The 15,190-nt window shown below is 69.7% G+C and carries 13 protein-coding genes; 7 read left to right on the top strand and 6 right to left on the bottom strand.

Going from position 1 to position 15,190, the window contains the following annotated elements; translation table 11 throughout:
* Nucleotides 1–6: 6 nt before the first annotated feature.
* The 6 genes from OG293_RS13395 to OG293_RS13370 form a co-directional block, all read right to left on the bottom strand.
* Nucleotides 7–486 carry a hypothetical protein gene (locus OG293_RS13395; RefSeq protein ID WP_405999032.1) on the bottom strand — a complete coding sequence of 160 codons (480 nt, stop codon included), beginning with the start codon at nt 484–486 and terminating at the stop codon, nt 7–9.
* A gap of 75 nt (nt 487–561) precedes the next feature.
* On the bottom strand, nt 562–1,473 hold the full coding sequence (locus OG293_RS13390) for a hypothetical protein (protein WP_405999031.1): 912 nt from the start codon (nt 1,471–1,473) through the stop codon (nt 562–564).
* A gap of 163 nt (nt 1,474–1,636) precedes the next feature.
* Nucleotides 1,637–2,569, bottom strand: a complete 933-nt coding sequence (locus tag OG293_RS13385; RefSeq protein WP_405999030.1) for a peptidoglycan DD-metalloendopeptidase family protein — start codon at nt 2,567–2,569, stop codon at nt 1,637–1,639.
* 108 nt (nt 2,570–2,677) lie between these two features.
* On the bottom strand, nt 2,678–4,147 hold the full coding sequence (locus OG293_RS13380) for a protein kinase domain-containing protein (protein WP_405999029.1): 1,470 nt from the start codon (nt 4,145–4,147) through the stop codon (nt 2,678–2,680).
* A complete protein-coding gene (locus OG293_RS13375) occupies nt 4,144–4,890 on the bottom strand; it encodes an FHA domain-containing protein (protein WP_405999028.1) in 747 nt (248 codons plus the stop codon). Before OG293_RS13375 ends, OG293_RS13380 begins: the two co-directional genes overlap by 4 nt.
* A 148-nt stretch (nt 4,891–5,038) precedes the next feature.
* On the bottom strand, nt 5,039–5,596 hold the full coding sequence (locus tag OG293_RS13370; RefSeq protein WP_405999027.1) for a hypothetical protein: 558 nt from the start codon (nt 5,594–5,596) through the stop codon (nt 5,039–5,041).
* A gap of 253 nt (nt 5,597–5,849) precedes the next feature.
* Between OG293_RS13370 and OG293_RS13365 the strand changes: the two genes are divergently transcribed.
* From OG293_RS13365 to OG293_RS13335, 7 genes are all read left to right on the top strand, one after another.
* Complete coding sequence (locus OG293_RS13365) at nt 5,850–6,710, top strand: bifunctional methylenetetrahydrofolate dehydrogenase/methenyltetrahydrofolate cyclohydrolase (RefSeq protein ID WP_405999026.1); 861 nt, start codon at nt 5,850–5,852, stop codon at nt 6,708–6,710.
* 24 nt (nt 6,711–6,734) lie between these two features.
* On the top strand, nt 6,735–7,595 hold the full coding sequence (locus OG293_RS13360; RefSeq protein ID WP_405999025.1) for a DUF3017 domain-containing protein: 861 nt from the start codon (nt 6,735–6,737) through the stop codon (nt 7,593–7,595).
* 525 nt (nt 7,596–8,120) lie between these two features.
* The gene (locus OG293_RS13355; RefSeq protein ID WP_405999024.1) at nt 8,121–9,227 is read left to right on the top strand and encodes a DUF2690 domain-containing protein; all 1,107 of its coding nucleotides are present in this window, start codon (nt 8,121–8,123) and stop codon (nt 9,225–9,227) included.
* 151 nt (nt 9,228–9,378) lie between these two features.
* The gene (locus OG293_RS13350; RefSeq protein WP_405999023.1) at nt 9,379–10,368 is read left to right on the top strand and encodes a malate dehydrogenase; all 990 of its coding nucleotides are present in this window, start codon (nt 9,379–9,381) and stop codon (nt 10,366–10,368) included.
* A gap of 89 nt (nt 10,369–10,457) precedes the next feature.
* On the top strand, nt 10,458–11,837 hold the full coding sequence (locus OG293_RS13345) for a B12-binding domain-containing radical SAM protein (protein ID WP_405999022.1): 1,380 nt from the start codon (nt 10,458–10,460) through the stop codon (nt 11,835–11,837).
* 65 nt (nt 11,838–11,902) lie between these two features.
* Entirely contained in the window at nt 11,903–12,244 is a 342-nt protein-coding gene (locus OG293_RS13340) for a hypothetical protein (protein WP_405999021.1), read from the top strand.
* A 2-nt stretch (nt 12,245–12,246) separates the two neighbouring features.
* On the top strand, nt 12,247–15,132 hold the full coding sequence (locus OG293_RS13335; protein WP_405999020.1) for an Hsp70 family protein: 2,886 nt from the start codon (nt 12,247–12,249) through the stop codon (nt 15,130–15,132).
* The last annotated feature ends 58 nt before the right edge of the window (nt 15,133–15,190 follow it).

Here is a 15,190-nt window from a genome sequence, read left to right as displayed (position 1 = left end):
TCACGGTCAGGTGAGCCAGCTTCCTGCCGCGCAGGCGGAGGCCGTCACCCATGTGTGTGAGCCGATACGGTCGTTCACCACCCCGCCGTTGCTGGTGAAGTAGTTGTCGGTCAGGTTGTCCGCGTACAGCTCGTTCGGCGAGAGGCAGACGTACCCGTACTGGTAGGCGTAGTCGGCTGTCAGATAGAAGGCGACGACATCCTTGCCCCCGGTGTACCCGCTGTTCATGACGGACGACGCATCGTTGAAGTCGTTGCCCTGGAAGGGGCCCGCGCCGTCGCCCCAGTTCGGGTCACTGCCCTGGGTCACGCCGAGAAGGTCGCCCGTGCAGTCGTTGTGCTGCCAGGCGCGGACATTCCCGTCACGGCCCGGCCACTTGGCGTTGCACGTGGGCCCCAACGCGGCTGCCTGGGCAGACGTGGCGGGGACAGCGAGGCCGAGGGCCGTCAGACCGAGAACTGCGATAGCTGTGCCCAACTTGCGCATGATTCACTCCCGTTTGTCTGCCTCGTCGGAGGCGAACTGATCCACGGCCGGTGACCGCGGACATCTGTGGTGGGGTCAGGACCGGGGCCCGACGATCTCCATGGCGTGTGCGAGAGCCTTGTGCTGCAGCCGTCCGTGCGCGTCGAGCGCCTCGCCGTACCGGCCGCGCAACCCGTTCAGATAGTGGGTCTCGCGCTCCTCGCCGATGGACCGGAGCCCGGTGTCCCGAGTGCAGGTGGCGTCGGCGACGGCCAGCGTCCGCTCAGCCGCGAACGCCGTGCCCGGCGTGGTCTTCAGGCCCAGCCGGAGAGCTGCCTGGCGGGCCGCGCCAGGGTCCTTGTAGGGGTGGCCCGCCCGTTCCATGCACCGTGACCAGGCCGTCAGAGCCTTGGTGAACCGGGGATCGGCCATCACCCGGGGAACGTAGAGCGGCTGGAGACTCCCCGTGGTCTTCTGCGCCCGGAACCATGCCGCCGAGTCTCCGTACAGCTCCTTCTCGGAGGCGGCCACGCAACCGCCCACCCGCTTGCGGACGGTGCCGCCATTGGGCAGCTCGGCCGAGATCACCGGGGCGTCCACCCCCTCGTCAAGGGCGGTGTCGTAGGCCTCGCGCCGCTTCGGCGGCAGCCCCTTGCGGTAGGCCGCATTGGGGTTGGCGCTTCGCGCGCGGTCCTCCTTGGCCCGGATCTCGCTGCCGTAGCCGTGCTTGCGTGCCCACTCCACGTCGTCCGACACATAGCCGAGGGTGCGGCTCTCCTCCAGGCTCAGCTTCTCAGCCTCCCAGTACGAGAAGCCCTGCCGGTTCATGCACTGCCTGATCAGCCGCTGCTGGGCGTCCGAGATCCGCAGCTGCTCGGCGTCGGTGAGCGGCCGCACCTCGGCGGCGGCTTCGGCCGTGCGGGTCTGCGTGTCCCGCGTGCCGGCGCAGCCGGTCAGAATGGCCGCGACGACCGTCGCGGTGAACAGAGCAGCGATGGCGCGTCGCACGAGCGTCCCCCTCGGTCGGGTGCCGCTCCCCCGCGGCGGCACACGACCACCATCGGAGTACGGAGCCCTCAGAGGTACCTCGTACCTCTGAGGGCTCCGTGGTGGCGCGTCTCACCCGGTCACCTGGTCACTCGGCCTTCTGTCCGCTCGGCAGGCCGGCAGATCAGCATTCACCCCGCCAGGTGACGGACGCGACGGTTCTTCCGCCGGACGGGAAGTTCCCGCGGCCCTCGTCCGAGCCGTAGTGCAGGCATTGGCCGCCGCCCTCGGCGAAGGCGACCTGGACATGGTCGTAACCGGGAAGTTCCGTCCCGTTGTTGAAGTACGACTTCCTCAGCCCGCAATCGCTGCTGGGGTCGTCGCCCCCGGTCCTGCAGACACTGCCGGTGCCGTCGGCGCCGGAGTAGAAGCAGACGAAGCCGGACGGGCAGTCCTTCCAGGGCGGCGACGGATTACCGCCGCCCCCGCAGTTGTTGCTCCGCACACTCAGCCACTCGCGGGCCGCGCCGGTGTACTCGACGCCGTCGAACCGGACCGCCACCCGGTGGCTCTCGTCGGTGAAGTCGCCGTCGGCCAAGTACCGCTGCTCGTAGTGCAGATGCGACCACGTCGAGTTGCCCGTGGTGCCGATGCGGCCGATCTGCGTGGACGTCGTGACGGCGTCGCCCTTGTGCACATACGCGTCGGGCGCGTCCTTCAGGTGGTAGTACGCCGTGAACCAGCCGTTGCCGTGGTTGATCTGAATGGTGTTCCCGGAGCCCGGGTGGCTGTACGTGGCCGACACCGTGCCGGCCGCCGAGGACTGCACCGGCTTCGCGTCGGAGCCGGTGTTGCCCTCCACCACCATGTCCAGCGCGGGGTTGTGGCCCCAGGTGTTCAGCTGCCAGGTCGTCGCGCAGGGGAACGGCATCTGGAACGCGGGCCGTTCCGCGACCGCCGCCGTGGAGCCCCGCGCGGAGCCCCTGGCCGTCGAGCCCGCCGGCTCATCGGCGGTGGCGGCGGCGGGCGTGACCGTACCCGCACCGAGGGCGAGCACCGCCGCACAGGCGAGCAGGGCAGGCCGCAGGCGCCGCGCGAGGCGCTCGGGCCTTCTCATGTACCGAAGCATCGAATCCCTTTCAGGGGGCCAGTGGTTCAGGGCCCCGGGGCACGGGGTGCCGGTGCCGGGAGGTGTCCCGGCCGGGGCGGTTCCGGCCCACGGTCCCTACTGACCCCCGCCGTCCGTTACTGGTACCTCCGAGGGTGTCGACGCCGTGCAGACCTCGACCCACTTGTGGGACCGGGCGAGCACCACGTCGGGGAGATTCGTCTTCGTACGCACCTTGATGCAGCCCAGGCGCTCCTTCCATCCCGTCCGCGCGAAGTAGACGACATCGACGAGGTGCGCTCCCATGTCCGTGTCGTAGCCGTTGTTGAAGACGGACCGCGGCGGCCCGGTCCGCGTCCACGGGCAGACGAGCGTCCCCTTCAGCCAGTCCTCGTCGCCGTCCACCCAGGTGCACATCTCGCCGCGGCCGTTCTCCTGGGCGAAGAAGCACACGGTGCCGGCGGCGCAGCGGTCGTAGCCCTCCGGTTCGCCCGCGTCGGCCAGGGTGCTCAGGCCGAGCCCGAGTCCGGCCAGGGCGGCCACCGCCGCGACGGTCGCGGGGAGGGGCCGGCGCAGCACCAGCAGGGGGCGTCGGCGTCTGAGCCCGCGTCGTCGCCGTCCGGGGCCTTCTGAGCCCGCGCCGGTCGCCCCTGCCGCCTCCACCCGCCGCAGGAGTGACTCCGCGTCGTGCGCCGCACGCTCGCGGTGCGTACGGGTCAGACAGTCGGCAACGATGTCATGCCAGGGACCAGGGAGTTCAGGCGAAAGACGCAGCTCGTCCTCGCCCCGTGCGTAGCGCAGTGCCGCGTCCCGGCGAGCGGTCGGCGTGCCGCCGGGGAGGGGCAGGGTGCCCGTCAGTACGAGATGGGCCAGGACACCGAAGGCCCAGATGTCCGAGGTCGGACGGATCTGCCTGCCGCGCTCGCCGATCTCGGACCAGAGGAGCTCCGGCGGTGTGTAGTCGGCCGTCGAGAAGGCGGGGGAGTAGGCGTGGGTGCCTTCCATTTCCGCCGCCATGTTGAAGTCGGCGAGCCGGACGGACCCGTCCCGCATCAACAGGACGTTCCCGGGCTTGAGATCGCCGTGCACCCATCCTGCGCCGTGCAGTTGGGCGAGTCCTTCGCAGACCTCGGTGAGGAGCGTTGGCCCCTCGGGCGGGGGAGCCCCTGCCGCAAGGACGGCGTCGAGCGAGCTCGAAGCCTCTTCCAGGACGACGACGGTGGCGCCGTCGAGCTCCGGCTGCGCGGGGTCGTCCACCGTCAGCGTCTCGTACATCCGGATCAGGCGGGGGGAGCGCACCCTGCGCAGCAGGTCCACCTCCCGTTCGGCCAGTTCCCGAAGATGACGCAGTTGGCGAGGGGTGCGTGTGCCGGTCGGCAGTAACTTCAGCGCGGCCCGCTCCGGCTGTCCCGGTACGGACGCGTCGCGCCGGGCCGCGTACACGCTGCCGAACGCACCCGCGCCCAGGGGCCGGTCCACCACCCAGGAGCCGATCCGGTACCCCGCGGACACCGGAAGTGACGGCCCGCTCGCCCCGGATCCGCTTGCGCCGGGGCCGTTCGCCCCGGGTCCACTGGTGCCGGTCATCCGAGCCCTCCGTTCTCGGCGGTGAGGGCGAGCAGGTCCGTCTCGCGTACGAGGTCGAAGCGGAGCGCGAGCGAGACGAGCGATTCCTTCTTGCCGTTCAGCCGCGGTCCCGGATCGGCGGTGTCGGGGCCGGGCTTGAGGCGCAGCTTGACCGCCAGGTAGTCGATGTTCCACTGCACGGCCGCGCGGTTCGCCGCCGGCCAGATCGGCCGCAGGCGCTCGACGGTCTGCTCGGCGGTGGGCAGCGGGGCGTGCGGCTCACCACGCAGCCGGGGCTCGCACAGAGCGGCCAGGACCAGGAAGTACCGCTTGGAGCGATCGAGGGGAAAGGCGGTCGCGGTGGGCTCGCCGCCGGGAGACGGTTGAGCCGCCTCGGCGTATTCGTGGCGTGGCGCCCATACGTCGAAGTGGAGCAGTTCGCCGCCCGCGGGCAGCACGACTCGGCTGAACTCGAACGGTACGGGCGCGTCGATACGGCCCGGTGCGATCTTGATGTGTTCCCCGGCGCCTTCGGGATTCTCGACGACATAGGTCTGGTCGGCACTTGAGTTGCTCAGCGACCAGTACGTCCCGGTGGCGGCCAGTTCCCCTGCCCGCCGCGAGACCCCTTGGTGCCGCAGCGTGAGATGGCGTTCCGCGTTCGGTGGCGCCGTACGGCCGAAGGAGAGCTTCTCTCCCGGTGCGAGCCGGATCTGGTCCGTGGGATCCGCCGTGTGGGCCGGCACCACAATGATGCTGTACATGGAGCGATTCCTTCCCCGAGGTCTCGGGGCCAGAGTAGGAAGCGCCGTTAAACGTCCGCACAACAATGGCCACCTGTACCGAAGGCCGTAACACCGCGCCGTTGGCGGGTGTTACGGCCTTCGCGCAGTACTTGTGCGGTGACCGGGCTCAGTGGCGCGGTCGCCGGAACCACTCGGCCGTGGCGCTCTTGGACGCGAACACGACCAGGAGGATCGCGACTATGAGGGTGATGAGCCCGACCGGGATGGTGAAGATGCCGCTGATGATGGCGAAGGCGCCATAGACGATCGAGCAGACACGGACGCCGTTGGCGCCGTTTCCGTACTTCAGCGCCAGCACCAGCCCGAGCACGGCGAACACCAGGGCGAGCACGAGGAAGAAGCCGATGACGCCCTTGCCGAAGTTGGCGAATGTCTGGGCGTCGGAGCCGCTCAGACCGGCGTCGTCGGCGGCGGCGTCGAACTGCGACAGGGTGTAGCCGTAGATGCCCGCGACGATGACCTGGCAGACCGCGATCACATACAGGAAGATACGGGCAGCCTTGGTGATACCCGGCATCTCGGTGGGGCCGGGGACGAAGCCGCCGGAACCGTAGGGCTGTACGGGCGGGGCCTGCGGATAGCCGTAGCCGGGCTGGCCCTGCGGCTGCTGCTGGGGGTAGCCCGGCTGCTGGCCGTAGGGGTTGTTCGGGTCGCCGAAGCTCATGGCGTGATTCCTCTGTTGAAAGTGCGGGGACGATGCGGTCCGGGCGGAGGAACGTCACAAGATCAGCGGTTTGCCCCCCAACGCTGCCGCGGTACTGCGCGGATCATCGTGTTATTACATCGACAATTTGTCCAGTCAGTATCCGTATGTGTTGTGCAAGTGCAACCTCTTGTGTCCGGGCTCCGGCCGCTTCGGGAGGCCCGGATGTGGCCCGAATTGGAACCGGGACGGGTCCATCCGCGAGGATGGGGCCATGACTGCCCAGATTCTCGATGGCAAGGCCACCGCAGCCGCGATCAAGTCCGATCTGACCGCCCGCGTGGCGGCCCTCAAGGAGCGGGGCATCACCCCCGGCCTCGGAACGCTGCTCGTCGGCGACGACCCCGGCAGCCGCTGGTACGTCAACGGCAAGCACCGTGACTGTGCGCAGGTCGGCATCGCCTCGATCCAGCGCGAGCTGCCGGACACCGCGACCCAGGAGGAGATCGAGGCGGTTGTCCGCGAGCTCAACGACAACCCCGAGTGCACCGGCTACATCGTCCAACTCCCGCTGCCCAAGCACATCGACACCAACCGTGTCCTGGAGCTGATGGACCCGGCCAAGGACGCGGACGGGCTGCACCCGGTGAGCCTGGGCCGGCTCGTGCTCGGCATCGACGGCCCGCTGCCCTGCACCCCGAACGGCATCATCGCGCTGCTCCGCCACCACGGCGTCGAGATCAAGGGCGCGGACGTCGTGGTTCTCGGCCGTGGCATCACCGTGGGGCGCTCGCTGCCGCTGCTGCTGACCCGCAAGTCCGAGAATGCGACGGTCACGCAGTGTCACACCGGCACCCGCGATCTGTCCTCGCATCTGCGGCAGGCCGACATCATCGTGTCGGCGGCGGGCGTGCGGCACATCATCAAGCCCGAGGACGTCAAGCCCGGAGCCGCGGTCCTCGACGTCGGCGTCAGCCGCGACGAGGACGGCAAGATCGCCGGAGACGTCCACCCGGGCGTCGCCGAGGTCGCCGGCTGGATCTCGCCGAACCCGGGCGGCGTGGGGCCGATGACCCGCGCGCTGCTGCTCGTCAACGTCGTCGAGGCCGCCGAGCGCGCCGTCGCCGCGGGCTGACCGGGACCGGGAAGGGCTGAGCCCATGGGCGTACGCACGAACGACGAATCGGAGCCCACGGGTGCGGGTACGGGTCCCGTCGGCAGTGGCGGGGCCTCCGGCCCTGCGGCCGAGCGCCCGGACCGGGGTGCGGGCGCCGACGGCGGCCGTAGGGACGGGAGCGGCGGCACCGGCGGGTCGGGCACCGGCGAAGGGGCCGCCCCGGACGCGGCGGCAGCGGCCGTGCTCGCCGAGGCGATCCACCCCCGGCCCGGCCGCGCCGACGACAGGAACACGCAGGGGGACACGCACGGGGACATGCACGGGGACACGGACAAGGACGGAGAGAGGGTGGCCGGGATGAACGCGCAGAGCGACTCCCCCGACGCCGAAGCGGGCACCCCGGGCGCCGGGACCGACGTCGAAGCCTCCGAGCCCGGCACCCCGGACAGCACGCCCGGTACGCCCGCCCTCGAAGCCCCTGAAGCCCCCGAAGCCGCCCCCAAGCCCCCCTCCCGCCGGCCCCCGTCCCTCACCCGGGACACAGCCAGGCCCGAGGGCGGCGGGCGGGCCGCCCCCGGGGGCGCGCCCGCGCCCGCGCGCCAGTGGCCGCTGCTCACCGTGCTCTCGCTCGCCGGGCTCGGGCTCATCGTCGTCGGCACCGACGCCTTCGCGGACGCCTTCCGCGTCGGCACGATGCTCATCGGCGTGGCCCTGATCACCGGCGCCGCGATGCGCCGGACGCTGCCGTCCGTCGGCATGCTCGCCGTGCGCTCCCGCTTCACCGACATGGTCACGTACGGGCTGCTCGGCACGCTGATCGTCCTGCTCGCACTGGTGACCCAGCCCAAGCCGTGGCTGGACGTCCCGTTCCTGGAGGACGCGGTCCACTTCACCGTCAGATAAGGGCTGTCCCTCCTGCGGCGGTAGTCGCGCGATTCCTGCAACTTCCGCGGTACATCGAGGGTTTGACGTAGGGCCCTCGCGCCGGAGCTGCGCTGCGGCGATGCGGATACGCCCCTTGGCCGGGATGACGCTTCTGACCACCTTCGACCTCGGTGAACGGCCCTGTGACGTCGGCAGCGCCCGTCCTCTCCCCCGTGGGAGGACGGGCGCTGCCGTGTTTCAAGGGTCATGGACGCGCCAAGCCTGGACAAGGGACGCCAGGTGCCTGTGGCACGGAAGTGACCGTTCCGCCACGGTGTGATCGTCTCGCAACGGGTGGGAGACTGTTGCGGCAGCCGGGGCGGGGCGCGCAACGGGGCGCGCCCTTCGTTCCGGATGCTCCCGTGCACGCCGCCAACAGGAACTGACATCCTGACCCTGCGCATCCCACTGGGTAGTCCGGTACACGGACTCCGGGTGGGGACGGCGGGGGGTCGGCCTGCGCGGAGCACATCAGGCACGTTCGGGGGACAAGGGGGGTAACACATGCCTCGTTGGAAGGCACTGCCGGAAGAGCTGGACCCGCAGGTCAGAGAGTTCACAAGCCAGCTGCGGCGGCTTGTCGACCGCAGCGGGCTGAACATCGCGGCGGTGGCGGACCGGACCGGATACAGCAAGACGTCGTGGGAGCGGTATCTGAACGGACGGCTGCTCGCGCCCAAGGGCGCGATCGTCGCCCTGGCCGAGGTGACCGGCACGAACACGGCCCATCTGACCACGATGTGGGAGCTCGCGGAGCGCGCCTGGAGCCGCTCCGAGATGCGTCACGACATGACGATGGAGGCGATACGGATCTCCCAGGCGCGCGCGGCGCTCGGAGAATCCGGGCCCGCGGCTGCCGGCGCCGCGAGCGGCCGGTCCGGCGGGCGCACCGCTGCGCCCGCGGACCCGGCAGGCGGCCGTAACCAGGGCACCGGAGGGCCGGAAGCCGGGGAGCCGGACGTCACCGAGCCTCCGTCGCACGGCCACCCGCAGGACCCGTCCCAGAGCCCGCCGTACATATCCGCCGGCAGCGCGCCCGGCAACGGGAGAGCATCCGGTCACCAGGGCCCCTCGGCCCCCGGACGCGCCACGCCCGCCCCCGGCCGGGAAGGCGGCAAGCGCAAGGTCGTCATGTTCCTGGCCGGTGTCGTGGGCGCGCTCCTGGTGATCGCCTCGGCCGTTCTCCTGACCGACCTCGGCGGCGACGGCGACGGCAAGCCCGCGGCCAAGCCCCCCTCGGTCCCCCCGGCCACCAGCACCCCGCCGCTGCCCGCCGGGGTGAAGTGCGCCGGCAAGGACTGCACGGGCCAGGACCCGGAGGCGATGGGCTGCGGCGGCGAGCTGGCCAGGACCGTCTCATCCGCGACGGTGGGCAAGACCCTCGTCGAGGTCCGCTACAGCAAGACCTGCCAGGCGTCCTGGGCCCGGATCACCAAGGCGGCTCTCGGCGACACGGTGACGATAAGCGCGGGCGGCGAGCGTGCGCAGAACGGTCTGGTGAACACCGACACCGACGCGTACACGCCGATGACGGCGGTGACCGCGCCGACCGCGGCCAAGGCGTGCGCGAAGCTGAAGACGGGAGTCACCGGCTGCACCGGACAGCAGTGAGCCGCACCACAAGGGGGTGCGGGCGGGCAGGGTGCCGGGTCGGATAGCCTGACCGCTGGATATCTCTTCATGTCGAGACACCGATCGATCAAGGAGATGTCCAGCACCAGGGGCGAAGACCCCTACCGCCAGCTGTCTTACGGAGATCGCCATGACCCGCACTCCCGTCAACGTCACCGTGACCGGCGCGGCCGGCCAGATCGGCTACGCGCTGCTCTTCCGCATCGCATCCGGCCACCTGCTCGGCGCGGATGTGCCGGTCAAGCTGCGCCTCCTTGAGATCCCGCAGGGCCTCAAGGCCGCCGAGGGCACCGCGATGGAGCTCGACGACTGCGCCTTCCCGCTGCTGCGCGGGATCAACATCACCGACGACCCGAACGTCGCCTTCAACGGCGCCAACGTGGCCCTGCTCGTGGGCGCCCGCCCGCGGACCAAGGGTATGGAGCGCGGCGACCTGCTCGCCGCCAACGGCGGCATCTTCAAGCCGCAGGGCAAGGCCATCAACGACAACGCCGCGGATGACATCAAGGTCCTTGTCGTCGGCAACCCGGCCAACACCAACGCGCTCATCGCGCAGGCCGCGGCCCCGGACGTACCGGCCGAGCGCTTCACCGCGATGACCCGTCTGGACCACAACCGCGCGATCTCGCAGCTGGCGAAGCGGACCGGCGCGCAGGTCGGCGACATCACGCGCCTCACCATCTGGGGCAACCACTCGGCGACCCAGTACCCGGACATCTTCCACGCGGAGATCGCGGGCAAGAACGCCGCCGAGACGGTCAACGACGAGAAGTGGCTGGCCGAGGAGTTCATCCCGACCGTCGCCAAGCGCGGCGCCGCGATCATCGAGGCGCGTGGCGCGTCCTCGGCCGCGTCGGCCGCGAACGCCGCGCTCAACCACGTGTACGACTGGGTGAACGGCACCGCCGAGGGTGACTGGACCTCCATGGGCATCCCCTCGGACGGTTCGTACGGTGTGCCGGAGGGCCTCATCTCCTCGTTCCCCGTCACCACCGAGAACGGCACGTACGAGATCGTCCAGGGCCTGGACATCAACGAGTTCTCGCGTGCGCGCATCGACGCGTCGGTGAAGGAGCTCGAGGAGGAGCGCGCGGCGGTCCGCGAGCTCGGCCTCATCTGAGGCGCCTGAACCCGACCGCCCCCGGCAGCCATCGCTGCCGGGGGCGTTCTGCCGGAACCGGACGCGCCGCCCCGTGAGTCTAGGCTGTCATGCGCGTGATGATGATCCTGCCCGCACTGACCGAAGCGACCAGCCCGCTGTTCCGCCCGATCAAGTACTCGCTCTTCCCGCCGCTGGGACTCGCGACCCTCGCCGGTTATCTCGGCCCTGACGACGAGGTGACGCTGTACGACGAGCATGTCGAGCGGATCGACATCGAGTCGCTGGAGAGTCCCGATCTGCTGGTCGTCCAGCCGTACATCACCTCGGCCCGGCGCGGCTACGAGATAGCCGACCACTTCCGCGCCCGGGGTGTTCATGTCGCCATGGGCGGCCTGCATGTGACCTCACTGCCCGAGGAGGCCGCCCGGCACGCCGACACGATCTTCACCGGACCGGGCGAGGACACCTGGCCGCTGTTCCTGAAGGAGTTCCGGGACGGCGTCCCCGGGCGCCGCTACGACTCCAGGCTGCGCACCCTCTCCGGACTCCCGCCCGTGCGCCGGGACCTGATCAAGCGGCATCTCTATCTCGTGCCCAACTCGATCGTCGTCTCGCGCGGCTGCCCGCACCACTGCGACTTCTGCTACAAGGACGCCTTCTTCGAGGGCGGGAAGTCCTTCTACACCCAGGCCGTCGACGACGCGCTGGCGGAGATCGAGCGGCTGCCCGGCCGCCATCTGTACTTCCTCGACGACCATCTGCTGGGCAACCGGCGGTTCGCCGAGGCGCTGTTCGACGGAATGTCCGGCATGGGCCGCCTGTGGCAGGCGGCCGGCACCGTGAACTCGGTGCTCCAGCCACGCCTGCTGGAACGGGCGGTCGACGCGGGACTGCGGAGCCTCTTCGTCGGATTCGAGACGGTCAACGGCGCGAACCTCGCGGAGCGCCGCAAGGACCAGAACATCGGCAAGGACTACGCCGCAGCGGTGCGCAGACTGCACGACGCCGGCGTCATGGTGAACGCAAGCTTCGTCTTCGGCCTCGACCACGACGGCCCCGACGTCTTCGACCGGACGGTGGAGTGGGCCGTCGGGCAGGGCATCGAGACCGCGACCTTCCACATCATGACGCCGTACCCGTCCACCGGCCTGTGGAAGCAGATGGAGGCGGAGGACCGGATCGTCCACCGGGACTGGGACCTGTACGACACCCGCCATGTCGTCTACCGCCCGAAGGGAATGACCCCGCGCCAGCTGGAGGACGGCTACTGGCGCGCGTACCGGGACTTCTACCGCTGGCGGAACATCTGGCGGGGCGCCGGGGCCCAGCCGGGCACCCACGAGCGGCTGCGGCACCTCGCGTACGCGGGCGGCTGGAAGAAGTTCGAGCCGGCCTGGGACGCGCTGATCCGCAGCCGGAGGGTGGTGCGGGCGATGCCGATGCTGGAGCGGACGCTGGCGGCTTTCGGGGGCAGAGAGGCACATTGACGTTCTTTCAGGGGGAGTTGGGGATTTACCGGGTCTGCCGGTATCCGAACCGCAACACTGTTCAGATGAGCAGCGATCACCTCGACGCGCAGGTACCTGTCATCACGATCGACTACGGCGTCGACGACGGCGAGAAGTCGGTCTTCACCCGCACCCGCACGGCGGTCACGCACATCACCCGGATCAGTTCCGACGTACTGGCACAGAACGTGGCCACTCTCTGCCAGTACGTCGGAGGCGTCTTCGAGCAGGCGTCGACCGCCTCGGACACCCTGGAACTGACCGGGCTCGAAGTGCATGTCCAGGTCACGGGCAAGGGCGAGGTCCGGCTCATCGGTGCCACCTCCGCCGAGGTCAACGGTGGGATGAAGCTCATCTTCCAGCGGAAGCCGGGGGCCACGTCTTGAACGTGGCGGTCACCGTCGGCTGTTCCCACTACGAGGACGAGGACATCGCGGACCTGCGGTTCGCCCATCTCGACGCCATGAGAATGCGCGAGATGTTCATGGCCTCGATGGACATCCCGGCCGGAGCCGTCTTCACGTTCGCCGACGGTCTGCCGGACGCCGGCCCGACCCGGCACAACGTGCTCCGCACCCTGTCCAAACTGGCCCGGCACGCGGCGGACCCGATCGACCGGCTGTTCTTCTTCTTCAGCGGCCACGGCTTCCACTCGACGGCGGACGGCAACGACTACCTGATCACCAGCGAGTCGATCACCTCCGCCCTGGAGGAGACCAGCCTGAGGTTCGAGCTCCTCGTCCGGATGCTCCGGGCGACAGGGGCCATGCACATCGTTCTGCTGCTGGACGCGTGCAGGACGCCGGTCGCGGGGGGCAAGTCGCTCTTCGCCACCACGGAGAAGGTCGATGTCGAGAACCTCTGTCCGCCCGGCATGGTCTCGTTCTGTTCGTGTGCCCCGGGGACCAGTTCGTACGAGAGCGACCGGCTGAAGTCCGGCATCTTCTCCGAAGCCCTCTGCGGCGCCTTCGGTGACGACGGCCGGTGCGTCACCGTCGAGAACCTCGACGCGTATCTGACGACGCAGGTGCCACGGCTGGCCCGGGAGTACGAGAAGCCGCTCCAGGAGCCGTACTCACGGGTCGAGCCTGCGGCGCTGGTGGAGCTGGAGATCGTCTCGCCCAGGAAGCGGAACGAGTGGCGGGCCTCGGCGGGGGTGGGGGAGGAGCTCAGGCAGCGCTCTGTCATCCGGTTGAGCAGCGCGAAGATTCCTGAGAACCCGCTGTTCGCCATCGACTTCGGGACCACCAGCTCCGCCATCGCGGTCGCGGACGACGAATCGAAGATCCACTTCGTCCCGGCGGGCGACGGCAGAAGACTCGTGCCGTCCGTCGTCACCTTCGTGCCGGATCTCGACTATCTGGTCGGTTCACGCGCGGTCGACCTGGAACGGTTCTCGGCGGGCCGTACGGTACGCGCGGTCAAGCGGCACCTCGGCACCGACTACGCCCTCTCCCTGGACGGGAAGGAGCTCTCGGCGGAGCTGCTGTCGTCGCTCGTGATCCGGAGCCTGCGCAGCAACGCCGAGGACGTGCTGGGGCGGCTGCCGCGCGAGGCGATGATCGCCTACCCGGCGAACTTCAGCATCAAGCAGGCGAACAGCCTGCTGCGAGCCTTCGAGCTGGCCGGGCTGAAGATCCGCCGCATGGTCGGGGAGCCCAATATCGCCTGCGTACTGCTGCACACGGACCGGCCGCAGTGGGAGGGCTGCACGCTGGTGGTCGACCTCGGCGGCGGCACCCTCGACGTGGCGGTCGCGGAGATCGGCGACGGTGTGCACGAGATCAAGTCGGTCTACGGCGACAACCACCTCGGGGGCCTCGACTTCGACATCGCGCTCGCGGGGCTGCTCAAGGCGCACCTGTTCGCATGGAACGGCGAGGTGACGTTCGACGCCGAACTGGAGGCGCAGATCCTCAGAGAGGCCGAACGCGCCAAACAACTTCTCACCGTGCACGAGTCGGCCGTCGTCTCGCTCCAGGACATCGAGGTCGGATCCCAGGTGCTGTCGCACCACTTCACCATCGACCGGGCGCTGTTCAGGGAGGTCTGCGAGGAACTGACCGAGCGGTTCGCGGCGGTGGTACGGGCGGCGATCGACGACGCCTACCTCGACGAGCCGATCGGTGTCGTGCTGCTCAGCGGGCAGGGCGGGAAGATCTTCACCGTCAGGGAGTCCCTGGAGGCCATCCTGGGCGATGTCGAGTTCGTGGCCTCGTACCAGGATCTCGCCGTGAGTCAGGGGCTGGCGCTGTACTCCTCTCTCCTCTCGGGCTCCACAGCGGCCCGGGAGGGGGCCGTCCCGCTGCTGCTGGACCTCAGCCACCGGGGCATCGGCATCGTCTGCTCCTCCGCAGGAGAGAACGCCGGCGTCCTGAGGATGAAGAAGTCGCCGGGCCCGGACGGTGCCGGCCATGTCCTGCTGGAGCGGCTGACGACCATCCCCACGCAGCGCAGCGAGCTCCTTTCCTTCGTGGGCAGGGCGGGCGGCGAGATCGTTCTGCCTGTCATCGAGAAGTCCAAGACGTCCCACGAGGACGTGGAGATCGGCACGATCACCTTCCCCGTGAAGCAGAAGCAGGTGGATATCGAGCTGACGGTCGAGATCGACGCCAACAGCGCGATCCTGCTGCATGTGGCGGACCTGACGAACCGCACGCGCCGTCGCTACCAGTTGAACCAGTACTTCCGGGATCCGAACTGGGTCTACCACCACACTCTTGATCTGCTGCTGGACGGCTGGGCCGTCTACGACATCGAACCGATCGATCCCGCCTTCCGCACCACGGACGCGTCGGTCGGCAGGCCGCCGAAGACCCTGGCCGGACTCGACATCCCGGAGCAGATCGCCAAGCTGGAGTCGGACCTCGAACGCGATGTCGCGACCCACCGCGCGAGCGGATGGTACGCCGCGGGAATCAGCATTACCCAGGCAACGGCCCTTCGCCGCAAGGCCCGCCTTCTGTTCGCCGCCGATCGCAGGGAAGAGGGTGCGAACGCCCTCGCGGACTCCCTGCGCGCCTCACTCACGACCCGCCCGGACGGCACGCTGTGGTGGTCGCGCCTCGCCGACGACCTCGGGCTGGCCCGGCGGGAACTGTCCCAGGACCGCGCGTCCCTCTCCCTGGTACGGCAGCCCCTGACACGCCTGCTCGACCTGGACGGGTCGATTCCGGCCTACGCCCTCAAGGGCATGACGGTGGCGGTTGATGCTCTGAAGGGCATCGGCGCGAAAAAGGAGGCGCGACACCTGGAGCGGTTGACCGCCGGGTGAGACCGGCGGCGCCGTTTCGCGCCGAGGAATGCGCGAACAGCCACCGCGCCCCCCCGCA

The sequence above is a fragment of the Streptomyces sp. NBC_00829 genome, assembly GCF_045161795.1.
GTDB lineage: Bacteria > Actinomycetota > Actinomycetes > Streptomycetales > Streptomycetaceae > Streptomyces.
This window is presented reverse-complemented; position numbering and strand designations above follow the sequence as displayed.

Coding starts and splice junctions, on each gene's coding strand:
- OG293_RS13395 (WP_405999032.1), bottom strand. CDS start 486: ATGCGCAAGTTGGGCACAGCTATCGCAGTTCTCGGTCTGACGGCCCTC.
- OG293_RS13385 (WP_405999030.1), bottom strand. CDS start 2,569: ATGAGAAGGCCCGAGCGCCTCGCGCGGCGCCTGCGGCCTGCCCTGCTC.
- OG293_RS13380 (WP_405999029.1), bottom strand. CDS start 4,147: ATGACCGGCACCAGTGGACCCGGGGCGAACGGCCCCGGCGCAAGCGGA.
- OG293_RS13375 (WP_405999028.1), bottom strand. CDS start 4,890: ATGTACAGCATCATTGTGGTGCCGGCCCACACGGCGGATCCCACGGAC.
- OG293_RS13370 (WP_405999027.1), bottom strand. CDS start 5,596: ATGAGCTTCGGCGACCCGAACAACCCCTACGGCCAGCAGCCGGGCTAC.
- OG293_RS13365 (WP_405999026.1), top strand. CDS start 5,850: ATGACTGCCCAGATTCTCGATGGCAAGGCCACCGCAGCCGCGATCAAG.
- OG293_RS13360 (WP_405999025.1), top strand. CDS start 6,735: ATGGGCGTACGCACGAACGACGAATCGGAGCCCACGGGTGCGGGTACG.
- OG293_RS13355 (WP_405999024.1), top strand. CDS start 8,121: ATGCCTCGTTGGAAGGCACTGCCGGAAGAGCTGGACCCGCAGGTCAGA.
- OG293_RS13350 (WP_405999023.1), top strand. CDS start 9,379: ATGACCCGCACTCCCGTCAACGTCACCGTGACCGGCGCGGCCGGCCAG.
- OG293_RS13345 (WP_405999022.1), top strand. CDS start 10,458: ATGCGCGTGATGATGATCCTGCCCGCACTGACCGAAGCGACCAGCCCG.
- OG293_RS13340 (WP_405999021.1), top strand. CDS start 11,903: ATGAGCAGCGATCACCTCGACGCGCAGGTACCTGTCATCACGATCGAC.